This window comes from Paenibacillus senegalensis JC66, from assembly GCF_000285515.1.
GTDB lineage: Bacteria > Bacillota > Bacilli > Paenibacillales > NBRC-103111 > Paenibacillus_L > Paenibacillus_L senegalensis.
In genome coordinates this window covers 966993-990946 of the sequence record NZ_HE610957.1, presented here as the reverse complement: position 1 = coordinate 990946, position 23954 = coordinate 966993, and the positions used below count along the sequence as shown (strand labels likewise).

At 49.7% G+C, this 23954-nt stretch carries 20 protein-coding genes; all 20 read left to right on the top strand.

Features of this window, described 5'->3' with window-relative positions; all coding sequences use genetic code 11:
* Nucleotides 1-43 precede the first annotated feature (43 nt).
* The 20 genes from rsmH (at nt 44) to PSHG_RS04685 (ending at nt 23933) form a co-directional block, all read left to right on the top strand.
* Nucleotides 44-994: a 16S rRNA (cytosine(1402)-N(4))-methyltransferase RsmH gene (gene rsmH, locus PSHG_RS04780; protein ID WP_010270146.1), complete on the top strand. Its 951-nt coding sequence runs from the start codon at nt 44-46 to the stop codon at nt 992-994.
* A 21-nt stretch (nt 995-1015) separates the two neighbouring features.
* Complete coding sequence (locus tag PSHG_RS26595; protein ID WP_010270144.1) at nt 1016-1420, top strand: cell division protein FtsL; 405 nt, start codon at nt 1016-1018, stop codon at nt 1418-1420.
* A 103-nt stretch (nt 1421-1523) separates the two neighbouring features.
* Nucleotides 1524-3782, top strand: a complete 2259-nt coding sequence (locus PSHG_RS04770; RefSeq protein ID WP_162137277.1) for a penicillin-binding transpeptidase domain-containing protein — start codon at nt 1524-1526, stop codon at nt 3780-3782.
* A 159-nt stretch (nt 3783-3941) separates the two neighbouring features.
* The gene (locus tag PSHG_RS04765; protein WP_010270139.1) at nt 3942-5888 is read left to right on the top strand and encodes a stage V sporulation protein D; all 1947 of its coding nucleotides are present in this window, start codon (nt 3942-3944) and stop codon (nt 5886-5888) included.
* A 263-nt stretch (nt 5889-6151) separates the two neighbouring features.
* Nucleotides 6152-7639 (top strand): UDP-N-acetylmuramoyl-L-alanyl-D-glutamate--2,6-diaminopimelate ligase, encoded by a 1488-nt coding sequence (locus PSHG_RS04760; protein ID WP_010270136.1) that lies wholly within the window; start codon nt 6152-6154, stop codon nt 7637-7639.
* Entirely contained in the window at nt 7636-9018 is a 1383-nt protein-coding gene (locus PSHG_RS04755; protein ID WP_010270133.1) for a UDP-N-acetylmuramoyl-tripeptide--D-alanyl-D-alanine ligase, read from the top strand. Before PSHG_RS04760 ends, PSHG_RS04755 begins: the two co-directional genes overlap by 4 nt.
* A 69-nt stretch (nt 9019-9087) precedes the next feature.
* On the top strand, nt 9088-10050 hold the full coding sequence (gene mraY / locus PSHG_RS04750) for a phospho-N-acetylmuramoyl-pentapeptide-transferase (protein WP_026021190.1): 963 nt from the start codon (nt 9088-9090) through the stop codon (nt 10048-10050).
* Nucleotides 10051-10052: 2 nt separating this feature from the next.
* A complete protein-coding gene (murD, locus tag PSHG_RS04745; RefSeq protein ID WP_026021189.1) occupies nt 10053-11489 on the top strand; it encodes a UDP-N-acetylmuramoyl-L-alanine--D-glutamate ligase in 1437 nt (478 codons plus the stop codon).
* A gap of 41 nt (nt 11490-11530) precedes the next feature.
* Nucleotides 11531-12631 (top strand): stage V sporulation protein E, encoded by a 1101-nt coding sequence (gene spoVE, locus PSHG_RS04740; protein ID WP_010270127.1) that lies wholly within the window; start codon nt 11531-11533, stop codon nt 12629-12631.
* Between the two features lie 243 nt (nt 12632-12874).
* Complete coding sequence (gene murB, locus PSHG_RS04735) at nt 12875-13780, top strand: UDP-N-acetylmuramate dehydrogenase (protein ID WP_010270124.1); 906 nt, start codon at nt 12875-12877, stop codon at nt 13778-13780.
* 15 nt (nt 13781-13795) lie between these two features.
* Complete coding sequence (gene murA / locus PSHG_RS04730) at nt 13796-15076, top strand: UDP-N-acetylglucosamine 1-carboxyvinyltransferase (RefSeq protein ID WP_010270120.1); 1281 nt, start codon at nt 13796-13798, stop codon at nt 15074-15076.
* A gap of 178 nt (nt 15077-15254) precedes the next feature.
* Nucleotides 15255-16031, top strand: a complete 777-nt coding sequence (locus PSHG_RS26590; protein WP_010270118.1) for a cell division protein FtsQ/DivIB — start codon at nt 15255-15257, stop codon at nt 16029-16031.
* A gap of 229 nt (nt 16032-16260) precedes the next feature.
* Complete coding sequence (ftsA, locus tag PSHG_RS04720; protein ID WP_010270115.1) at nt 16261-17502, top strand: cell division protein FtsA; 1242 nt, start codon at nt 16261-16263, stop codon at nt 17500-17502.
* A 73-nt stretch (nt 17503-17575) separates the two neighbouring features.
* Nucleotides 17576-18715 carry a cell division protein FtsZ gene (ftsZ, locus tag PSHG_RS04715; RefSeq protein ID WP_010270112.1) on the top strand — a complete coding sequence of 380 codons (1140 nt, stop codon included), beginning with the start codon at nt 17576-17578 and terminating at the stop codon, nt 18713-18715.
* A 298-nt stretch (nt 18716-19013) separates the two neighbouring features.
* Nucleotides 19014-19946, top strand: coding sequence for a sigma-E processing peptidase SpoIIGA (spoIIGA, locus tag PSHG_RS04710; protein WP_010270111.1), 933 nt, complete (start codon nt 19014-19016; stop codon nt 19944-19946).
* An 89-nt stretch (nt 19947-20035) separates the two neighbouring features.
* Nucleotides 20036-20758, top strand: a complete 723-nt coding sequence (gene sigE, locus PSHG_RS04705) for an RNA polymerase sporulation sigma factor SigE (RefSeq protein WP_010270110.1) — start codon at nt 20036-20038, stop codon at nt 20756-20758.
* Between the two features lie 144 nt (nt 20759-20902).
* A complete protein-coding gene (gene sigG / locus PSHG_RS04700) occupies nt 20903-21685 on the top strand; it encodes an RNA polymerase sporulation sigma factor SigG (RefSeq protein WP_010270107.1) in 783 nt (260 codons plus the stop codon).
* 254 nt (nt 21686-21939) lie between these two features.
* Nucleotides 21940-22212 (top strand): YlmC/YmxH family sporulation protein, encoded by a 273-nt coding sequence (locus PSHG_RS04695; protein ID WP_010270105.1) that lies wholly within the window; start codon nt 21940-21942, stop codon nt 22210-22212.
* Between the two features lie 144 nt (nt 22213-22356).
* Entirely contained in the window at nt 22357-23238 is an 882-nt protein-coding gene (gene pgeF / locus PSHG_RS04690) for a peptidoglycan editing factor PgeF (protein ID WP_010270101.1), read from the top strand.
* On the top strand, nt 23235-23933 hold the full coding sequence (locus PSHG_RS04685) for a YggS family pyridoxal phosphate-dependent enzyme (RefSeq protein WP_010270097.1): 699 nt from the start codon (nt 23235-23237) through the stop codon (nt 23931-23933). The genes pgeF and PSHG_RS04685 overlap by 4 nt, the downstream gene beginning before the upstream one ends.
* Nucleotides 23934-23954 lie beyond the last annotated feature (21 nt).

Here is a 23954-nt window from a genome sequence, read left to right as displayed (position 1 = left end):
CTTCACACTCCAATATTTCAATAACGATCCGGGAGGGCTTTTCTTGTTTCAGCACACAACCGTTCTGCTAGAAGAAGCTGTTGATGGCTTACATATTCAACCTGATGGAATTTATGTTGACTGCACTCTGGGAGGTGCCGGTCATAGTGAGCGAATTGCATCAAGGCTGACTGGTCCGGGAAGGCTGATTGCACTGGACCAGGACGAAACGGCCATACATCATGCGACAAGCAAATTACAGTCATATGAACATCATGTCACGCTGGTCAAAAGCAATTTTCGCCATTTGAAACAGGTTTTATTGGGTCTTGATATACCTGTCCATGAAGGAATTCCGCAAGTTAACGGAATTTTATTTGATCTTGGCGTTTCTTCCCCTCAACTCGATGAAGCTGAGCGCGGATTTAGTTACAATCAGGAAGCGGCGCTGGATATGCGTATGGACACCTCTTCCGAATTGACAGCTTATGATGTGGTCAACACGTGGGAAGAAGAGGAAATTGCCCGCATCCTGTTTGAGTATGGTGAAGAGAAATTTTCCAGGAGAATTGCAGCCCGTCTGAAACAGGAAAGGGATATAGAGCCTATCCGTACAACACTCCGGCTGGCAGAGATCATTAAGGAAGCCATTCCCGCTGCTGCCAGGAGAACGGGCCCCCATCCGGCTAAGCGCAGCTTCCAAGCTATCCGGATTGCGGTGAATGATGAGCTGGGAGCTCTGCAGACAGCGCTGGAGCAAGCGATCGAGTGCCTCGCTCCGGGAGGCAGACTAAGCGTTATCACCTTTCACTCTTTGGAAGACCGTATATGCAAGCAGACTTTTACTAAACAAATTAACCGCTGTACGTGTCCGCCGGATCTTCCGGTATGTGTGTGCGGTCTTAACCCGCTACTCAAATTAGTTAATAGAAAACCGCTGCTCCCGTCCGAGCGGGAGCTCAAGGATAATCCGCGCGCGAGATCAGCAAAATTAAGAATTGCCGAGAAACTCTAGGCTTCAAAAGGAGGAGAAAGTTTGGCGGAATATATGCATGGAAGCTCAGCGTTAAAGCAGAATCGGCAGGAGCAGGTGCGTTATAAGGAAAAGCAGACGATTGTCTATCGCGCGAAATCTATTCCTATGAAAGAAAAAATCATTTATTTGTTAATGATCTTTTTATGTGTGGCGATTGCTGGCACCATTCTGTGGCGCTATGCTCAAATCTATCAAATGAATAACCAGATTTATAAGTTAGAAACCAGTATCCGCCAATTTGAAACGGAAAACACCAGCCTGAAACAGCAGATCGACAAAATGAATGACCTCAGCCTGATCAAGCAAGGAGCGGAGCAGAAGGGGTTAGTCCCAGCCACGCCGGATCAAGTGATCCGGATAACCGGCACTGCTGTTCAGGGGAAATCTGCAGAGGAGACGCCTTAGCTTATAAGCTATGAATAAAAAAGTTAAAGTTAGATCTCTGCTGATCGGGCTAAGTTTTTCTTTGCTGTTTTTTGGGCTTATAGGCAGGATGTATTGGATTCAAGTGGTAGAAGCTTCATGGCTGCAAAGCGAAGCGGAAATACGATGGAAGCAAAGCGAAGTGCTGCGTGCACAGCGGGGTTCGATCTATGACCGCAATGGCAAAGTATTGGCCGAGGACTCTGCGGCGTATACCGTCGCCGTGGACCCGCAGATCATCAACGAGCGGGGAATAGAGAAAATCGTCGCAAAAGGCTTGGCCGATCTCCTTGGAGAGTCGGATGATCCTAGCGAAAAACTGAAGCTGGAACAGAAAATGATGGAGCTTGTGACGAGAAAACGTAGTGACGGGACTCGTTTTGCCAGAGAGGTTATCGTCCGCAGCGAAGGTTATCGTTTGGATGCGGACCGCAAGGAAGAGCTGGAGCAGTTCATTGAAGATTTAAAGAAAAAAACGGAATTTAACAGTGTAGGCGTCTATCTGAAGGAAGAGCAGAAGCGCTACTATCCTAACAACAGGCTGGCCTCCCATCTTCTCGGCTATTTAAGCCAGGAGGGTGAGGCGGTAGGCGGCATCGAAATGATGTTTAATGAACAGCTTACCGGCACGGATGGCGATATTACCCGCAAGAAGGATCGGCGTGGTGTCGAGCTTCCTGATTCCAAGGTTTCCTTCACGCCGCCGGTTGACGGCAATGATTTGGAGCTGACGATTGATCAGAATATCCAGTTCTACACGGAGACTGCTTTACGCCAAGCTTATGACAGGTGGAAACCAAAGAATTTAACCGCGATTGCGGTTGATCCGAAGACGATGGAGATTCTGTCGATGGCCAGCATACCCGACTTTAATCCGAATCGATATTGGGAAGTGAACGGACAGTCTGATTTCATCAATCACGCAATTTCCTCCCAATATGAACCAGGCTCCACGTTCAAGCTGGTAACCCTGGCGGGAGCCATTGAAGAGGGATTGTTTGATCCCGAAGCGTGGTTCCAGTCCGGTACGCTTCAGGTGCCGGGAGCCCCTGTGCATGACCACAACCGTGCAGGTTGGGGATCGATTACGTACATGGAAGGGCTTCTCCGCTCCAGTAACGTTGCTTTTGCCAAGCTGGGCTATGAAGGTCTGAAAAAGGATAGGCTGCAGGACTACATAGACCGATTCGGCTTTGGACAAAAGACCGGCATCGAGCTCCCTAACGAAGTATCCGGAAAAATTCATATGCAGTATCCGTCCGATATCGCACGTGCTACATTCGGGCAGGGCCAGGTTACCGTCACTGCTTTACAGCAGGTAACTGCCTATGCAGCCGTTGCGAATGAAGGAAAGTTAATGAAGCCGTACCTGGTGCGGAACATTCGCGATAGAGAAACCCAAGAAGTGGTGCAAAGCTTTGGGCCGCAGGAGGTAGCTCAAGTGGTATCACCGGAAACGGCGAAAGAAACCGGGCTATACCTTGAGCAGACGGTGGCCAATCAGGAGCTGGGTACAGGCAGGATCGCTTACATTGACGGCTATCGGGTTGCCGGGAAATCAGGTACAGCGAATATCGTACCCGAAGGCTCCAGAGAGTACTCCAGAGATACATGGCTCGTATCCTTTATCGGCTATGCACCGGTAGACAATCCGCAAGTTTTGATTGCGGTCCTGGTCAATCAGCCGGACCTGAAGGGGAATTATCAGCTTGGCGGCGAGGTTGCTACCAGTGTTTTTCGTGAGATTATGACACAGACACTCAGTTATTTGAATATACCGCCCAGCATTTCTCCGTCGGAACGCAGTGATCAATCTTCGGCAAGAGTAATGCCTGATATAACCGGAATTTCTGTGGAGAATGCCAAAGCTAGATTAAGTCAGGTCGGCTTGCAGGCTTCAACATTGGGTGAGGGCAGCAAGGTGACTGCACAATACCCGGCCGCCGGACTGGATGTTTCGACATCGCAGCAGGTGTATCTGGCAACTTCAGATCCATCCAAGCTTCCCATCCCGGACTTGAAAGGCAAGTCCATGAGAGAGGCGATGGAGATCTGCAGCTTCCTGGAAGTGCAATGTGTAACTAAAGGACAAGGTTACGTTAAAGAACAAAGCAATGACACTTCCGCAAGAAAGGCGCAGCTGCAGCTGCGGCCGTTAACGGCGGAGGAAGAAGCAGCTTCTGATCCCGATGAATCAAGCGAAGATTCAAGCGAAGATTCAAGCGAAAACTCCGAAGGGGAAGCTCCGGACGAAGAGGTTGAGCATGAAGGCGAAGCAGAGGGCCAGGCAGAGACAGATTCTGACGAGACGCCTGAAAGCAATCAAGATGAGGAATCCTCATAAAAAAGTTATCATCCCAAAGCAGGCTTTCCGGCGGCTTTGAAGGCTGAGCGCTGCAGCATTGCAATGGCAAGCATGAAAGACAAGTTGTTCTAACCCCTGGTTGTCCCGAATAGTCTGGATATGAACGATCTTGACGGGACAAAGGGGGTTATTTCGTCCATGCGGGTTTCCAATGTAACGATAAGGCGCAGGCTGTGGATAGCCATGCTGGTAGGCATATTGCTTTTTCTTTCGCTAGTGGTAAGATTGGCTTACGTGCAATTGTGGAAAGGATCCGAACTGGCTGAAATGGCAGAGGATTCATGGAGGAGAACGATTCCTTTTGCCGCTAAGCGGGGTGAGATTTGGGACCGTAATGGGGTCAGGCTGACCTATAACGTCAGTTCGCCTACAGTGATGGCGATTCCCGCCCAAATTAAAGAGCCTGAGGAAACAGCAGCCCGATTGGCGGCAGCTTTGCAGATGTCTGAAGAGAAGATCTTGGCTGATATCACGAAGAAGGAAAGAATCGTAAATATTCGCCCGGGAGGGCGCAAAATTTCTCAAGAAAAGGCGCAGGAAATCCGCAGCCTTGGTCTTCCTGGAATTGTAGTCACTGAGGACAACAAACGATATTATCCGTTTGGTTCGATGGCCTCTCATCTGTTAGGCATCACTGGAATTGATAATCAGGGCTTGACTGGGCTGGAAGCGACCTATGATCGATTGTTGACCGGTTCGGCGGGCAGTGTAGCCTATTTGTCCGATGCAGCGGGCAGGGAAATGCCGAATTCCTCGGATGAATTTACGCCTCCCCGCGACGGGCTGAATCTGCAAATAACGATTGACAGTTATTTGCAGTCCGTCATGGAAAGAGAACTGGATCAGGCCATGCTGCAATTCCAAGCGGATAATATTATTGGGATCATGATGGATCCGAATAACGGGGAGATTTTGGCAATGTCCAGCCGGCCTACATACGTTCCGGATCAATTTCAGCAGTATCCTTCGGAAGTCTATAACCGCAATTTACCGATATGGAAAACCTATGAGCCGGGTTCAACCTTTAAAATCATTACACTAGCTGCAGCTATTGAAGAGAACAAAATCGATTTGCATAATGACCATTTCTATGATCCGGGCTGGATCGAGGTTGGAGGCGCACGGCTGCGCTGCTGGAAGCGCGGAGGACACGGGAGTGAAACCTTTTTGCAGGTGGTCGAGAATTCCTGTAACCCTGGTTTTGTCGTGATGGGCCAGAAGCTGGGGAAAGATCTGTTGTTCGATTACATTAAGAAGTTCGGCTTCGGCCAGAAAACCGGAATCGACCTCGGGGGAGAGGAAAACGGGATTTTGTTTAAGCCTTCACAGGTAGGCCCTGTGGAACTGGCGACGACCGCATTCGGCCAAGGTGTATCCGTAACCCCAATCCAGCAGGTTGCTGCCGTTTCAGCTGCTATCAATGGCGGGGTGCTGTATCAGCCGCATCTGGCCAAGGGCTGGTATCATCCGGAAACCGGAGAATTAATAGAATCGATAGAGCCTGAAATGGTAAGAAGGGTCATATCCGAGGAAACGTCCAAACAAGTACGCGAAGCATTGGAAAGCGTGGTGGCCAAGGGAACCGGGCGCAATGCATTTTTGGAAGGCTATCGGGTTGGCGGTAAAACAGGTACTGCTCAAAAGGTGGTCAATGGCCGCTATTCGCCAACGGAGCATATCGTATCATTCATCGGCTTTGCTCCGGCGGATGACCCGCAGGTTGTGATCTACATTGCTGTGGATAATCCGCAAGGGATTCAGTTCGGAGGTTTGATCGCTGCTCCGATTGTCAAAAATATTATGGGGGACACCTTGCATTACTTGGAAGTCAAACCCCGCAAAGAACAGGTGGAGCGCGAATATCGTTATGGGGAGCCGGTACCGGTAGTTGTCCCGGATATGGTCGGGGCTACGGTGCAGGACTTGTACGAGGATTTGCGGTCAGATCTGCGTTTAGCCCAATCGGGCAGCGGGTCCTATGTTATCAGTCAGGCGCCGAAAGCGGGAACGAAAGTAGAGCAAGGCTCGACAGTCCGGATATACTTGTCGTCAACTCCGCCGCCGCAAACCTCGGCCCAGCCGTGAGAAGCTTTTCTTAATGAAATGGATGCTTAGGGAATATACATGAAATGTATAGGCTTTCGAAGCAAGTTTTGTATCCACCTAGTCAATTAATTTCTATGTTATCTACAAAACGAAGCATAGGCTTTCGAAGCAAGTTTTGTATCCACCTAATCAATTAATTTCTATGTTATCTACAAAACGAAGCATAGGCTTTCGAAGCAAGTTTTGTATCCACCTAATCACTAATTTCTATGTTATCTACAAAACTTTGAGGAGGTACCCCCATGCAAATAAAAGAGCTGGCCTCTCTCATCACCCCATCCAAGCTAACCGGAAACGAACAGGCAAAGATAAAAGGAATACAAATTGACTCCCGAAAGGTAAATGAAGGAGACTTGTTTATTTGCCTGACCGGGTCGTTAAAGGACGGACATGACTATGCCCGGCAAGCAATCGACAATGGGGCGACAGCTCTGGTCACTGAAAAGCGCCTGGAGGTGGAAGTGCCTCAGCTGATTGTGAAAAACTCCAGGCTGGCAATGGCCATTATCGCTGATCATTTCTACCAACACCCGAGTAAAGAACTGAAGGTCATCGGGGTAACCGGCACCAACGGGAAAACCACCACGACTTACTTGCTCGAAAAAATCTTGAACGATCATGGCTGCAGCACAGGGCTGATGGGCACGATCGAAATGAAGATAGGCGGTCAAATTTACCCTGTGCTTAACACTACTCAGGATGCGGCCGATCTGCAAAAATCTTTTCGGCAGATGAAGGATGAGGGTGAAAACTATTGCGTAATGGAAGTATCCAGCCATGCCCTCGAGATGGGCAGAGTCAAAGGGGTGCACTTCCGGACCGCGCTATTCACTAATTTAACGCAGGACCATCTCGATTATCACGGTACTATGGAACGCTATCGGGAAGCGAAGGGCCTCCTATTCTCCCGCCTGGGCAATACCTATGCTTCGTCTGAAGCGGAGAGAAGCTATGCGGTTCTGAATGCGGATGATCCGGCTTCCGAATATTTTGCAAGAATGACCTCGGCGCAGGTGATTACCTACGGCATCAACAATGAGGCCGATGTCCGTGCTCATAACATCCGCATTACCTCACAGGGGACGGCGTTCACGCTGAGCACCTTCAAGGGCGAGCAGGACGTGAACCTGAAGCTGATCGGGAAATTCAATGTCTATAATGCGCTCGGCGCGGTTGCCGCTGCGCTTCTGGAAAACATTCCTTTGGAGGAGATTGTGTCCAGTCTGGAGAGGACGGGTTCCGTCCAGGGAAGAATGGAAGTGGTTGATGAAGGACAGCCTTTCCTGGTGCTGGTCGATTATGCTCATACTCCCGACGGTCTGGAAAATGCGCTTTCTACAATTAGCGAGTTTGCCGAAGGCCAGATTTTCTCAGTGTTTGGATGCGGGGGAGATCGCGATCGTACTAAACGTCCGCAGATGGGAGAGATCGCTGCGCGATACAGCGACTATGTTTTTGTAACCTCCGATAACCCGCGTTCAGAGGAGCCGGAAGCGATTCTGGATGATATTGAACCGGGTCTGCTTGAGGCTGGACTAACGGCAGATCAATATGAGAAAATAAGTGATCGGGAAGAGGCGATCCGGAGAGCAATAGATAAAGCCGGACCTAAAGACGTTATTCTGATTGCTGGCAAAGGCCATGAAACCTATCAGATCATTAACGGAACTACCCGCCATTTCGATGATCGGGAAGCCGCTCGTCAAGCGATAAGGGGAAGAAGAACGTGATTAAACGGACATTGGAACAGATTGAAGTGATGGCCGAAGGCAAGCTAGTCCCGGGTGTTCCCCGGGATAAGCTGATTTCCGGAGTTTCGACGGACAGCAGGGCAATAACTACCGGTTGTTTGTTCGTTCCGCTAATCGGCGATGTGTTTAACGGACATTCTTTTGTGACAGAAGCTTTTGCCAAAGGAGCGGCAGCGTCTCTCTGGCAGCAGGACCAGGGGGAGCCGCCAGCCGATATGCCGGTTATTATCGTGGAGAATTGCTTGACCGCCTTGCAGAAGCTGGCCACCGCATACCGCAATCAGCTTACTGCAAGAGTGATTGCCATTACAGGCAGCAACGGGAAGACGACGACGAAAGATATGACTGCAGCTATTTTATCTACTACATATAAGGTTCATAAAACGGAAGGAAATCTAAACAATCATATTGGACTGCCGCTTACCTTGCTGCAAATGGATGAATCGACGGAAATGGCTGTTTTGGAAATGGGCATGAGTGGACGTGGCGAGATTGAGCTGTTGACCGGGCTGGCACAGCCGGAGGCTGCCATCATAACGAATATCGGTGATGCTCATTTGCTGCAGTTAGGCAGCCGGGAGGAAATTGCCCGGGCGAAGTGCGAGATTTTGAGCGGCCTGAAGGAGGACGGATTTTTTGCCTACAACGGGGACGATCCGTTGATTGATAATACCTACCCGTCCATGCCGCAGCCGAACCACTTTTTACGTTACCGGTTCGGAAGCGGTCCGCAGAACGATCTGTATCCGTTAGCCATCATGCTTGATCATGAAGGGCAGCAGTTTCGTATTAACTGGCCAGATGCCCCCGGATTCAGTCTTCCATTACTGGGCGAGCACAATGTGATTAACGCGCTTGGCGCTATCGCCGTTTGCAAATATATGGGAGTGCAGGACAAAGATATTGTCGAGGGACTGCGAAATTTAAAAGTATCCGCGATGAGAATTGAATCGATCAAAGCCAGCTGCGGGGCACTGCTGCTTAATGATGCTTACAATGCAAACCCATCTTCCATGAAAGCGGCTATTCAGCTCGTGCATACGTTAAAGGGCTACCATACTAAAATGGTAGTGCTCGGAGACATGCTGGAGCTTGGTGAACGGGAACTGGAATTTCATCTGGAGATCGGACGGATGCTGGATCCCGCTCAAATTGATTATGTGTTTGCTTATGGGCCGTTGGCTTATCATATTATGCTGGGGGCTAAAGAAGTGTTGGGAGCAGGCAAGGTACAGTGGTTCGAGGATAAGAATGAGCTCGTTAAGAAGTTATCCTCGATGCTCTCCCCGGGGGATCTCGTGTTATTCAAGGCTTCGCGAGGCATGAAGCTAGAAGAGGTTATCCAAGCTGTACAATGAGCATGCTGCATAAGTGACAGGTAAGGAAGAAAAGTATGTTTTGAATAAGATTCAGGAGGGTATCCGGTGATAGATTTTAAAGAAATCATGTTTCCTCTAGGCGCCGCATTCGTGCTGTCCTTATTGGCCGGCCCGCTGCTTATCCCATTGCTGCGCGCGCTGAAATTTGGACAACAAATCCGCGAGGAAGGACCACAAGCGCATCTTAAAAAGGCCGGCACTCCGACCATGGGTGGTGTTATTATTATGCTCGCCCTGACGCTGGCCGCCCTCCGTTTTGCCGATTTAACACCTGAATTAGTAATTTTGCTAGTGGCAACCCTTGGTTACGGGCTGGTAGGCTTTTTGGATGATTACATTAAAATTGCTTTTAAGCGTTCATTAGGTTTGACCGCGAAGCAAAAGCTGGCAGGCCAGTTAATCGTCTCGATTATTGTATGTGTGCTGCTTTACCGCATGGGACACCCGACTTATCTCGACATTCCCGGACTGAATTTCTCTATTCCGCTGGGCTGGTTTTATTATGCATTCGTAATTCTCTTTATGATGGGAATGTCGAACGCCGTTAATTTCACCGATGGACTGGACGGATTATTAGCCGGAACGAGCGCGATAGCTTACGGAGCTTTCGTCGTTATAGCAATGAAGCTGCATAGCCCGGAAACAGCAGTATTTACTGCAGCTATGGTCGGAGCCGTTCTTGGATTTCTGGTTTATAATGCCCATCCCGCCAAAGTATTTATGGGGGACACCGGCTCACTCGGAATAGGGGGAGGGATAGTTGCTGCGGCGATTCTTACCCGCTCGGAGCTGCTGTTAATCCTGATTGGCGGAGTGTTTGTTATGGAAGTGCTGTCGGTTATTATTCAAGTGATTTCCTTTAAAACGACCGGGAGACGGGTCTTTAAAATGAGTCCGATCCATCACCATTTTGAGCTGGTCGGATGGTCGGAATGGAGAGTGGTTATTACTTTTTGGGCGGCCGGATTTGTGCTGGCGGCGATCGGATTATGGATAAGCGGGGTGTTTTAACGATGAAGGAGCCTTATGAGTATAAGAACAAACAGGTTGTGGTTATCGGACTTGCCCGAAGCGGGGCGGCAGCAGCCAAATTACTGCACAGCTGGGGGGCGGTGGTTACCGCCAACGATTTGAAATCGCGTGAGCAATGCCCGGAAGCCGACGAGTTGGAGGCGCTGGGTATTTCTGTTGTTTGTGGCGAGCATCCCCCGGGTCTGATCAGCAGGGAAGTGGAACTGGTTGTTAAAAATCCGGGAATTCCCTATAGGGCCGATCCGATCAAACAAGCGGAAAAGCTTGGTATCGAAGTCGTGACGGAGGTGGAGCTCGCCTATGTCGTCAGCCGGGCGCCTATTATCGGCATAACAGGCTCCAACGGGAAAACGACCACAACGACATGGGTAGGAGAAATGCTGGAGGCTTCCGGATTGCGGCCGATCGTGGCCGGCAATATCGGCAGGCCGCTGGCTGATGCTGCGATGCAAGCGGAAAAGGACCAGTGGCTGGTTGCAGAATTAAGCAGTTTTCAGCTTAAAGGTACGCAGCGCTTTCGCCCGCAGATCGCTTGTCTGCTCAATGTCTCGGAAACTCATTTGGATTATCACGGCACAATGAAAGATTATACCGCCTCTAAATTCAAGCTGTTTGCGAACCAGTGTAAGGAGGACATAGCCGTTTTGAATTGGGATGATGGCGAGTGCCGCAGGCTCGCTTCCCAATTAACCGCCAAAGTTCTTCCTTTTTCTACAAAGGAACAGCTGGAGGAAGGCGTGTTTATACGCCGCCATGCGGAAAGCGGGCAGTTGGAGAGAGATATCGTGTATCGGCCGGCCGGAGGAGACATGAGGCATATTTTGCGGGCCTCCGAGGTAGGCGTGCCGGGCTCCTTCAATCTCGAGAATGCGCTGGCGGCGGCTGCCATTGCCATTGCCGCAGGAGTATCGCTGACGGTAATCGCGGAGTCCTTGCGGCAATTTCGCGGGGTGGAGCACCGCTTGGAATGGGTCGCGGAGCACCAGGGAGTGCTCATATACAACAATTCCAAATCGACGAATGCCACAGCCACGATTAAGGCGCTGGAAGGATTCGATCGTCCGGTCGTCCTGATTGCAGGCGGACTGGACCGGCAAAAAGACAAGCCTGACTCCGGCTTTGAGGAATTGATCCCGATATTCCAGGCGAAGCTGAAAGGCCTCATCGCCTTAGGGGAGACGCGCCACAAGCTGGCTAATGCCGCCCAACAGGCGAATGTCGGGCATGTTGTGCGCGTGGATGCAGCGGATCCCGAGGAAGCAATGGATCAGGCTGTCCAATCAGCAGCTTCCCTCTGCAAGGAGGGGGACATTCTGCTATTGTCGCCATGCTGTGCGAGCTGGGACATGTTTGCCTCCTTTGAGGAACGGGGGAGCATGTTTAAGCAGTCCGTGCATAATCTTTTAACAAGGGGATAACCAAGCTCTGGCTGTCCCATCTTGTTGAAGGATGTGAGGACATGGGAAAAGCACGTACCGCTCCAGATGCGGTGTTGTTGGTTTCGACTTTGCTCTTGCTGACCATTGGCGTCATTATGGTGTACAGCGCAAGCTCTATTTTATCTTTTCATGATTTTGGGGATTCTTGGTATTATGTGAAAAGACAGCTGCTTTTTGCAGTCCTTGGTGTAGCAGCTATGGGTTTGACGATGAACGTGGACTACTGGGTTTGGAAGAAATACGCGAAGCTCGGTTTGCTGGTTTGCTTCGCTCTTCTAGTTATCGTTTTAATTCCGGGAGTGGGTGTCATACGGGGCGGAGCGAGAAGCTGGCTCGGCATCAGCTCCTTCGGGATCCAGCCTTCCGAATTTATGAAAATCGGAATGATTATTTTTATGGCCAAGCTGTTGTCCGAGGAGCAGGGGAAAATTACTCAATTTACCCGCGGCCTGCTGCCCCCGCTGGCGGTCATGGGGCTGGCATTCGGTCTGATCATGCTGCAGCCCGACCTGGGTACAGGCGCGGTATTGGTAGGGGCCACTTTACTGATTATTTATACAGCGGGAGCCCGTATTTCCCATCTGGCTATGCTGGGGCTGGTAGGGCTGGCGGGGTTTGTCGGCCTGATTGCCGCAGCACCGTACCGCTTGAAAAGGATTACCGCATTTCTTGATCCGTGGCAGGACCCGCTTGGCGCCGGCTACCAGGCTATTCAATCGCTCTATGCGATAGGCCCCGGACGTCTTGCCGGGCTTGGCTTCGGCAACAGCTTGCAAAAATACAGCTACCTTCCCGAACCGCAAACGGATTTTATTTTTTCCATCATTGGGGAAGAGCTTGGATTCATTGGCGGCTCGCTGGTTCTTGTACTGTTTGCTTTATTGGTATGGAGAGGACTGCGAGCAGCCATTACCGCCCCCGACACGTTCGGCAGCTTGCTCGCGGCCGGGATATCCGGTATGATAGCGGTCCAAGTCATTATTAATGTCGGCGTGGTCATTGGCATGTTCCCGGTTACGGGGATTACCCTGCCGCTAATCAGTTACGGAGGCTCCTCATTGACCTTGATGCTGACCTCGCTTGGCATTTTATTAAACATCTCCCGCTATTCAAGAGGGTAACCGGGATGCGGCTGCAGCCCGCCATCACGCCGGACCCGATGGACTAGCGATGAGGGTGGATACATTTTTCATGCGGCTGCAGGTTGCGATTGGGCTTTTGTCACACTATTGGGGATTTGACATAAGATACACTATACCCGTGACAAACACCCGTTAACCAGGCAGAAAACCGGAGCAGCGGAAACGCTGCAGCCGATCCTACCTGCAAAGCCCATGCATTTTTTTGAAGAAAGGGTGAGCCTATTGCTGCCGTGGATTACTGAGCTGGAGGCTGCGAATGTTGGCACCGTGCTGGCCAATGAGCCAATGGCGCCTCACACGTACTGGAAAATAGGAGGCCCCGCTGATGCTTTAGTCATACCGGAGACTAAGGAGCAGCTGGTATCCATTGTCCGTCTAGCTAAAGAAAAGCAAATTCCCTGGTTTGTGCTGGGGAAAGGCTCAAACTTGCTGGTAACCGACAAAGGAATCCGGGGTATTGTCATCAAGCTGTCCGATGCATTGGATTACGCAAGGTTTGAAGACAATATCGTGTACGCGGGTGCAGCCTTCTCGCTGATCAAGCTGGCCATATTGGCGAACAAACGAGGCTTAAGCGGGCTGGAGTTTGCGGGAGGCATTCCCGCAAGCATTGGTGGCGCCGTCTTTATGAATGCCGGGGCTCACGGGTCGGAGATGTCACGTATTCTTAAGCAAGCTGAAGTACTGCAGGATAATGGAGAATGGGCGATTTTGCAGAATGAAGAGTTGCAGTATTCTTACCGTCATTCTATTCTTCAGGAACGATCTGCTATCGTTACGGAGGCTGTGCTGGAGCTGGTTCCAGGAGACCCTAAAAAAATTACGGAGGCCTATGCCGTAAACAGGGAAAGACGGTTGAAAACCCAGCCCCTTTCACTTGCTGTTGCCGGCAGTGTTTTCCGTAATCCTCCAGGGCATTACGCTGCACAGCTAATTGAAGCCTCCGGGCTGAAAGGAAAGAGAGTAGGAGGGGCGGAAATATCAACTCTTCACGCCAACTTTATTATCAATACGGGGCAGGCTACAGCGGAAGACGTGCTCACCCTCATTGACCATATCCAGAAGGTGATCGGACAGAAATACGATGTGAAACTGGTTCCTGAAGTATTGGTGGTGGGTGAACGGTAATTCGGAGGTGAAACATTGGAAAAGTTGGTGATCGAAGGCGGGAAACCACTCTCGGGAACCATACGAATTCATGGAGCTAAGAACGCAGCATTGCCCATCCTTGCAGCAAGCATTATGGCTGAAGGAACACACGTACTAGAGAATATACCGGATTTGTTGGACATCCACGTGATGCTGGACATTTTACGCGCTCTGGGGTGCAAAGCAGAGCTTCGGGGCGATAAAGTAACGTTAAATACATCGCCTATTTATTCCTCTCACATCCCGCAAGAATTAATGAAGCAAATGCGGTCGTCTGTTTTCCTCATGGGTCCTTTACTTGCCCGATTTGGCACTGTGCAAATTTATCAGCCTGGCGGATGCGCGATCGGTGAAAGAAAAATCAATTTGCATTTGCAGGGGCTGCAAGCATTAGGTGCAGTGGTGGAAGAGAAGGGGAACACCATCCTGTGCCGCACCGAACGATTGAAAGGCGCCGATATTGTATTAGACTTCCCCAGTGTCGGAGCTACGGAGAATATTATGATGGCTGCGGTTATGGCTGAAGGAACGACAAGAATATTCAATGCAGCCAGAGAGCCCGAAATCGTGGATCTGCAGAATTATTTAATTGCCATGGGCGCGAAAATGATCGGTGCCGGAACCGATACAATTACGATCGAGGGTGTGAGCAAGCTTCAACCGGTTTCTTACAAGGTGATTTCCGACCGAATCGTAACTGGAACACTAATGTGTGCGGCGGCAGCAACTCGCGGCAGCGTAACCTTAGAAAACGCCAATCCGGCCCATTTGACTTCAGTCATTCATGTGTTAAAGCGGGCAGGTGTGCAGGTTGTTTCCCAAGGAGATGTCATCCAGGTGACGTGTCCGGCCAGGCCCAAGGCGGTAGAGAGAGTAGTAACTTCCCCTCATCCGGGATTTCCTACCGATTTGCAGCCGCAAATGATGGTGCTGCTTGCCCTCGCGGATGGAATCAGCATCATTAAGGAAACGATCTTTGACGGCCGCTTCAAGCATGTGGAGGAGCTGTCGAGAATGGGCGCCGACATCCACGTAGACCTCTCTTCAGCCTTTATAAGAGGTGTACCCAGACTTTACGGCGCTACAGTAGAATCGACCGATTTGCGGGCAGGAGCGGCTCTTGTCATTGCCGGGCTGGCTGCCCGCGGAACGACGGTGGTTGAAGAAGTGCATCATATTGATAGGGGATATGATAGAATAGAAGTAATGCTAGGCAAGCTAGGGGCAAACATAAGCCGCTGTCCCTCGCTAAGCCGAAAAACCCTCCTGTCTTGATGGTAAGCTGTACGTCCTTCTGTCCCTTCCTGCCTAGGAAGGGATAAGGACGTTTTCACTTCATCAGAAAGTATAAGTCTCATATTTTCAAATTTCTGATGAAGCTTGACAAACGCGCCTATTCCTAAAGGGGCGAATCCGTTTATCCTTGAGCAGTAGATTTCTAGAAGGTGATCGATTGTCTGCTGAACGAAAAGTGCCGGCTATCAAACCAGCCCGGCCGAAAAAAAGGACTAACCGCAAAAGGGTCATTTTGCTTGTCGTTTTTTTTGTTACATTATTAGCCATTCTTTTCTTTCAATCTTCCATCAGTAAAATAAGCGAGATTGAAATAGTCGGGTACGAGATGGTATCAGCTGAGGAGATTGGACAAGTCTCGGGGATTACTCTGGGGGACAGCTTTTTTACTATAAAAGATCGAGAAGTGATCGCAAACATAGAAGCGCTGCAGCCCGTTAGGGAAGCGGCCATTCACAAGAAGTTCCCCGGTTATGTGCAGATTGAAGTGACAGAGCATGAGCGGGTGGCCTTTACCATCAATGATCAGGGGGCGAGAGAGGCGCTGCTGGCAGACGGCACGGCCGTTCCTCTTGAAGGCCTCGCGATACCATTGGACAGGCCTATCCTGAGCGGATGGGAAGCGGGTAATCCGCTAATGATCGAGCTGTGCAGCGTGCTCGGCAGCATAGCTGAGCCCCTCTTGGACGATATTTCGGAGATTGTGCCGGATCCCAGCCAGGCTTACGAAGATAAGATCCGGATGTATACCAAATCGCAATTTGAAGTTTCCACAAGAATAGCTTTGCTCGCAGAAAAGCTGCAGTATTTTAATCTCCTGGTCCAGGAAATTAAAGATCAGGACATCCATGCAGGGGTGTTTACGCTAATGGAGCAAGACCGCTTTCTTCCCGTAGAACTGGAGGAGGAAGAGGCGGGGAATAACTTGGCCGAGTGAGCAGCCAGCCTATTACAGGCTTGTTTTGAAAGAGCAAAAAAAGATCAAAATAGACTACTCTTTGCCATTCAATAATGTTAGAATTGATACTATGGGATTTCTGCGAAATAGGAATTATTTACTATATAAAAAATCGCTGAAAAAAGAGGGAAAACAGGAACGATGTTGAATATGTACAGAGGTCTAAATTTAGACTGCAATAGGGACAAGCAACAGGAGGTGCCTAGGATTGAGCAACAATGACGTCATCGTCAGTTTGGACATTGGTACTTCCAAGGTTCGTGCCATTATCGGGGAAGTTGCTAACGGAACTATCAATATTATCGGCGTAGGATCCGCGGAATCCGAAGGTATTCGCAAGGGTGCTATTGTCGATATTGATCAGACCGTACAATCGATACGAAATGCCGTCGATCACGCGGAGCGCATGGTCGGCATTCAAATTTCAGAGGTTTATGTCGGAATTTCCGGCAATCATATCGGTTTGCAAACCAGCCATGGAGTAGTTGCCGTTTCCAATGAAGATAGGGAAATCGGAGAAGAAGATATAGATCGGGTCTTACAAGCTGCAAGAGTAATCGCACTGCCGCCGGAGCGGGAAATTATCGGCATTGTGCCCAAACAGTATTTAGTAGATGGGCTGGAAGGGATCCAGGACCCCAGAGGAATGATTGGAGTTCGTCTGGAGGTGGAGGCCACCATTATTACGGGAGCCAAAACCGCTATACATAATTTACGCCGTGTAGTGGAGAAGGCCGGACTGAATGTGGCCGATCTTGTCCTCATGTCTTTGGGTTCAGGCTATATGACTCTTTCTAAGGATGAGAAGACGATAGGTACGATTCTTGCAGATATTGGCGCCGGAGCGACCACCATCTCCGTTTTTGAGAACGGCAATTTAGCGGCTACTTCGACCTTGCCGATAGGCGGCGAGTTCATAAGCAACGACATTTCCATCGGCCTTCATACCCAGATGGAGAATGCCGAGAAAATCAAGTTGAAGTTTGCTTGCGCCTCGATTAATGATGCTTCTAGCGATCAGGTATTTAAGGTTCCTAGAATTGGCAGCAACTCCGAAAAGGAGTTTAATCAAGTAGATTTGGCGAATATTATCGAGCCAAGAGTCAGGGAGATCTTCCAATTGATTCGTGCTGAGGCGGCCCGCATGGGTTACGAGGATGCACTGGGAGGATACGTATTAACCGGAGGAACGATGACTATGCCGGGTATTTTGAACGTGGCACAAGAAGAGCTATCGGCTTCAGTCCGAATCGCTTCCCCGGATTTTATTGGTGTACGTGACCCTTCCTTTACAGGCGGGGTTGGCATTATTATCTTCCTTACCAAAACTTTGCGCAACCGTAGCGCTGCGGCCCCGGCCAAGAAACTGCCTTCCAAAAAAGCCCAGCCTGCCGATAAGGAGCAGGGATGGTTTGAAAGATTCAAAAACTGGTTAAGCGAATTAATTTAGAGATAGATCACGACATCTCGGTCGAACACATTGCAGATGTGATCACAGTATGGGTGAGGAGGATAACAATCGTATGTTTGAATTCGATTTGGATTTGGAACAAATGGCTACGATAAAAGTCATCGGTGTAGGTGGCGGCGGTAGCAATGCGGTTAACCGTATGATAGAAAACGGAATTCAAGGTGTAGAATTTATTACGGTCAACACGGATGCCCAGGCGCTTAATCTGGCTAAATCCGAGACTAAGCTGAAAATAGGCGAGAAGCTTACAAGAGGGCTTGGCGCCGGTGCAAACCCCGAGGTAGGCAAAAAAGCGGCAGAAGAGTCTCGAGAAGCTATCACTCAAGTGCTGACAGGAGCCGATCTGGTGTTTGTTACGGCTGGTATGGGCGGGGGAACTGGAACAGGTGCTGCCCCGGTCATCGCTGAAATTGCCAAGGAGTGCGGAGCGCTAACCGTAGGTGTCGTCACTCGTCCATTCACATTTGAAGGGCGCAAGCGTCAAGGACAGGCTGAGTATGGAATCAATGCCTTGAAGGAAAAGGTAGATACCTTAATTGTGATTCCAAATGACCGTCTGCTAGAGATTGTCGACAAGAAGACCCCGATGATCGAGGCGTTCCGCGAAGCGGATAACGTTCTGCGTCAAGGGGTTCAAGGCATTTCTGACTTGATCATGGTGCCGGGATTGATCAACCTCGACTTTGCCGATGTCAAGACCATTATGACGGAACGGGGTTCGGCATTGATGGGTATCGGTTGGGGCACAGGCGAGAATCGTGCGGCTGAAGCGGCGAAGAAGGCAATCATGAGCCCGCTTCTGGAAACCTCTATCGAAGGTGCCAGAGGGGTCATCATGAACATTACCGGCGGCTCCAATTTGAGCTTGTACGAGGTAAATGAAGCGGCTGAAATTGTTATCGGCGCTTCTGACCCCGAAGTGAATGTCATTTTTGGTGCGATCATCGATGAAAGCTTGAAAGAGGAGATCAAAGTAACTGTCATTGCAACCGGATTTGAAACCAAACCGGGTGGACAAACCGTGCCTCAGCGAAAGCAGCCGGGTGCTTCTCCGGAAGGTCAGGACAATCGGAACTACCAAAGTCAGAGCCCGTCCAACAACATCCGTCCTTTCGGTAATCAGCCAAGCAATGATCAGCTCGATATTCCTACTTTCCTTAGAAACCGCGGCAAGAACCATTTGAACGAATAGCAGAATTGGCCTTGATTATTCAAGCGTTTTGCAGGCAAGCGTGCCTGCAGAGCGCTTTTTTAATGCTTATACAGCATATAACTCGAAATTAGTGCAAAGCCGCAGCAAGCGGTAACGTTATTCCCGGAAAAATCTGCCCCTCCTTTTTCCAAGACCGGGTCATGAATCCGGATTTTCCGCATATACTTATTTAACTTCGACAAAAAAACAGCGCTTACGTCACCAAGGTTAGACAGACTTTGTAATCCGAAAGCTTTATACTGGACACAACCGTCGCGAAAGCTAGGAGGATAGGAAAATGACCGTTTATGTGGATCTTATTTTCCTATTTAACTTCGTTATTGACGGAATCCTTTTATTGACTACAGCTTGGACAAGGCGGCTGGAAATCAAAGGGGTTCGTTTGGCCGCGTCTGCAGCGGTAGGAGCTTCTTATACTGTGTTTATGCTGTTCCCCGGCCTTTCTGCTCTCTACACGTTTGCGGCCAAATTGGCATTTTCCGTGCTGATGCTGCTCATCGCTTTTCGTTATCGGGGGTGGGTGCCCTTTCTTAAAACGATGGCAGCTTTTTACTTGATCAATTTTGCCGCTGGCGGAGGAATTATTGGAATCCATTATTTTCTTCTCCCTTCCTTGGAGATCTGGAACGGAATCGGCTTTACCCGTTCCGGCGGGCTGCACTATTCTATGCAGATCCATTTAGGAGTAATCATCTTGGGCTTGATTGGGGTTTTATACTTCTATGTACGGTTGAGCCGCAGCCAGCAGAGACAGGATGAATTGAGCGAGTACCTTGCTGATATCCGGATCGTCATAGACGACTTCACTTTGTCGTGCAAGGGGCTTATCGATACGGGCAACCGACTATATGATCCGTTAACGAAAACGCCGGTGATGGTTACCCAGACATCGATTTGGGGGGACCGCTTTCCGCCGCAGTGGATCAAACAGATTCAGCGGGCGGAAGCCGAGCAAATCGTCACGACTATGGAGCATGACAATTTTCCGTGGGCCGATCGGCTGCGATTGATTCCGTACCGCGGAGTAAATAACGGTACGCGCTTCATGCTGGCACTTAAGCCGGATCAAGTCACTGTCGACCATCAGGGCAAACAAATAAACACCCATCGGGTTCTGATAGGACTCGATACCGGCCAGCTAAGTCCGGAAGGCAGTTATGAGGCTATTATTCACCCTGAATTGATCAGAGTACGGGACGCGGCTGTCTAATGCCCGCGCAACGGGTAGGTTGCAGCAGCAATAACGAAGAACACGAAGCCGGGAAGCCACAAAAGCAGTATTTGGAGGAGGATGCGAACATGTTTTACAAATGGAAACTGACCATGCAAATTCACTATTACCGCTTGTTGCTGCTTGTTGGGTTGAAGGCAGACGAAATTTACTATATTGGCGGAAGCGAGGCGCTGCCTCCGCCATTGTCGAGAGAAGAGGAAGAGTTCTTGCTGCAAAAGCTGCCTAGCGGCGATGCGGCCATCCGCGCCATGCTGATCGAGCGGAATTTGCGCCTTGTTGTTTACATTGCCCGCAAGTTCGAGAACACGGGAATCAATATTGAGGATCTGGTGTCCATAGGTGCGATAGGCCTGATCAAGGCCGTGAACACATTTGATCCGGAGAAAAAGATTAAGCTTGCCACTTATGCTTCCAGATGTATCGAAAACGAAATTCTTATGTATTTGCGCAGAAACAGCAAAATTCGTACGGAGGTATCCTTTGATGAACCGCTGAACATCGACTGGGACGGAAATGAATTGCTGCTCTCCGATGTGCTGGGTACCGAGAATGATACCATTTACCGGAATATCGAGGAACAGGTAGACCGCAAGCTCCTGCATAAGGCGCTTGAGAAGCTGTCAGAACGGGAGCGGGTCATCATGGAGCTGAGATTTGGCCTGCAGGATGGGGAGGAAAAAACCCAGAAGGACGTTGCCGACATGCTTGGCATTTCCCAGTCCTATATTTCGCGCTTGGAAAAGCGAATCATCAAGCGATTAAGAAAAGAATTTAATAAAATGGTGTAGGCGTTCTCAATCAGGAAATAACGGGATTTCCGGAACGGATGCAAGCTAAGGTCCATGCCCAGGTGAGCCCGATTTCATACACGCATAAAAAAAAATCCCAAGGAGATAATTAACATTAATGTTGCTCCCTGGGAGGTAATCACGGTGACACGAAATAAAGTCGAAATCTGTGGTGTCGATACTTCAAAGCTTCCGGTGCTGACAAACACCGAGATGCGCGAACTATTCGTTCGCCTTCAGACTAACAACGAGCAATGGTGTAGAGAAAAGCTGGTTAATGGCAATTTAAGACTGGTGCTCAGCGTCATTCAGCGGTTTAATAATCGTGGAGAATTTGTCGATGACCTGTTCCAGGTTGGCTGTATCGGACTGATGAAAGCCATCGATAATTTTGACTTAAGTCAGAATGTTAAGTTTTCGACTTATGCGGTTCCGATGATCATTGGTGAAATCAGACGCTATTTGCGGGATAACAATCCGATTCGGGTTTCCCGGTCGCTGCGCGATATAGCGTACAAGGCTTTACAGGTCCGTGATAACTTGACCAATGCGAATTCGAGAGAACCGACGATAGCGGAAATATCAGAAGTTTTAAATGTTCCTAAGGAAGATGTCGTCTTTGCATTGGATGCTATCCAGGACCCCGTCTCTTTGTTCGAGCCGATTTACCATGATGGTGGAGATCCTATCTATGTGATGGATCAAATCAGCGATGAACGCAACAAGGATGTTTCTTGGATTGAAGGTATCGCTTTAAGGGAAGGGATGAGAAAGCTGAATGATCGGGAGAAGCTGATCCTGTCCATGCGCTTCTATGATGGCAAGACGCAGATGGAGGTAGCTGAAGAAATCGGAATTTCCCAAGCCCAAGTGTCCAGATTGGAGAAGTCTGCAATCGCGCAGATGCAAAAGCATGTTAAGTCATGATATCCTGCTGGGATGATTGCAAAGCCGCAAGCTCTGTATTTCGGAGTCTGCGGCTTTTTCGGCTGCATAATACAGGAAATTAGCCAAAACAGGACATTTTTCACATCGCCCACATATATTTAAAGATAGGGATGACAGATTTTGTGTCGGTTCGACTTGAAAAGGTTTTGAGGCATAGCGCAACACAGCTTGCTGAAGGCGGGAGCAAGTCAGGCTGTGATCAAGGGATGAAAATACAGTGTGGTGGTGACGGCATGAAAATAACCGATTTTCAGTCGAAGGATGTCATAAATATTGTGGACGGAAAAAAGCTGGGAGTGATAACGGACCTGGAGCTCGATTTACGGCAGGGGCGTATTGAATCGATCGTAGTGCCGGCAAGCGGGAAATTTTTTGGTTTTTTTGGGGGCGGGGCGGACATCATCATTCCGTGGCGCAACATAGTAAAAATCGGCATGGATGTGGTTCTGGTTAAGCTGGATGAATCCAGGTCTTATCGACCTGCAGATGAGCATGAACCGGCATAAGGAGAGTGTGTTTTGCGGGGAATTGAACAGCAGGAGGTAACAGTTTGAGCCAATTAACCGAAGTTCTGCAAAAGAGCGTTCGTTTCTTGGCGAATCCTGTGGTAAAATTTACTGTAACGATATAGTTAGTTATCAGGGGGACATATGGAACCATTTCAATATGTAGAAGAACCTAACCGTCCGGCGCTTTTTTATCTCCGCAGCTGGATGGAGCAATTTCCCGGCCTTACAGCGGGGATTACTTCCCGGCATGGAGGGGTGAGCTCCACGCCCTACGCGTCATTGAATATGGGGCTGCATGTTGGGGACCGGCCGGCTGATGTAACGGATAACCGCAACCGCGCTGCCGATTCGGTTGGCCTGTCCTTAAGCAGCTGGGTCTTTGCAGAGCAGGTTCATGGAATCAACGTATCGGCTGTTGGAGCTCATGACCGGGGCAAAGGAACGGTCAGCCGCGAGAATGAGGTGCCGAGCTGTGATGCCTTAATGACGGATCAGCCGCAGTTAGTTCTCGCTGCTTTATTTGCAGATTGTGTTCCGCTGTATTTCGTTGATCCCTCTCGTCAAGCCATTGCCATTGCTCATGCCGGCTGGAAAGGCACCGTAGGCCGGATTGCTATGCAGGTGGTTGATAGCATGCGGAGGCATTACGGTTCAGCGCCCGGCGATCTGTATGCAGCTATAGGGCCATCAATCCGGGCATGCTGCTATGAGGTGGATGAGCGTGTCGCTGAGCCGGTTCGCAGCGTGTTGTCGGAAATTGCGGAGGACTCATCCGCGGGCCGTATCCTTCATTCATGCCTGACCGACCGGAAAAGCGGGGGGAAATACAGTCTTGACTTGCAACTGGTGAACCGACAAATTATGATAAAAGCAGGGATTTCGCCATCTCGCATCGAAATGACTACATGGTGTACTAGCTGTCATGTGGAACAGCTGTATTCTCACCGCAAGGAGTCAGGCCTAACCGGCCGTATGTGCGCATGGATAGGATGGCGTAGACAAGAAGGAGAGAATCGCAATTGAGTCTACAGGACAGAATTACCGAGGTGGAGGAGCGCTTATCCCGCGCCTGCCAACGAAGCGGCCGAAATCGCGATGACGTTGCGGTTATCGCTGTCACGAAGTATGTATCCTTGGAGACGACCCGAGCGGTGGTTGCTTCAGGTTACAAGCGGATTGGCGAGAACCGCTGGCAGGATGTGGAGCCCAAGTGGGAAGCGCTGAGCAATGAACAGCATGATGTAGAGTGGCACTTCATTGGTCATTTGCAAACCAACAAAGTTAAAGACGTTATTGGTAAATTTGCCTATATTCATTCGTTGGACAGACTGTCGCTGGCTAAGGAAATTAATAAACGTGCCTCCGGTATGGAGAATAAGATCAAATGCCTGATTCAACTGAACATATCCGGGGAAGATAGTAAGTATGGGTTAAATCCCGATGAGCTGTTCTCTTTTGCCGAGCAAGTCAGGGAATATCCTGCTATTGAAATATGCGGCTTGATGACGATGGCTCCCTTCGAAAGCGAACCGGAGCAAACCCGTCCCGTCTTTCGGCGCCTGAGAGAGCTGAGAGACGAGCTGAATGAACGAGCCATATTGGACAAGCCGGTAACCGAATTGTCTATGGGCATGTCCAATGATTTCGAAGTAGCGGTTGAGGAAGGCGCTACATGGGTACGTCTCGGCTCGCTGCTTGTAGGCAAGGAGTCTTTGTAAGCCGGGAATCATATACTCTGA

Excerpts from the sequence above, each read along its gene's own strand:
- PSHG_RS04765 (WP_010270139.1), top strand. The coding sequence starts at position 3,942 with ATGCGGGTTTCCAATGTAACGATAAGGCGCAGGCTGTGGATAGCCATG.
- PSHG_RS04760 (WP_010270136.1), top strand. The coding sequence starts at position 6,152 with ATGCAAATAAAAGAGCTGGCCTCTCTCATCACCCCATCCAAGCTAACC.
- murD (WP_026021189.1), top strand. The coding sequence starts at position 10,053 with ATGAAGGAGCCTTATGAGTATAAGAACAAACAGGTTGTGGTTATCGGA.
- spoVE (WP_010270127.1), top strand. The coding sequence starts at position 11,531 with ATGGGAAAAGCACGTACCGCTCCAGATGCGGTGTTGTTGGTTTCGACT.
- ftsZ (WP_010270112.1), top strand. The coding sequence starts at position 17,576 with ATGTTTGAATTCGATTTGGATTTGGAACAAATGGCTACGATAAAAGTC.
- spoIIGA (WP_010270111.1), top strand. The coding sequence starts at position 19,014 with ATGACCGTTTATGTGGATCTTATTTTCCTATTTAACTTCGTTATTGAC.
- sigE (WP_010270110.1), top strand. The coding sequence starts at position 20,036 with ATGTTTTACAAATGGAAACTGACCATGCAAATTCACTATTACCGCTTG.
- PSHG_RS04695 (WP_010270105.1), top strand. The coding sequence starts at position 21,940 with ATGAAAATAACCGATTTTCAGTCGAAGGATGTCATAAATATTGTGGAC.
- pgeF (WP_010270101.1), top strand. The coding sequence starts at position 22,357 with ATGGAACCATTTCAATATGTAGAAGAACCTAACCGTCCGGCGCTTTTT.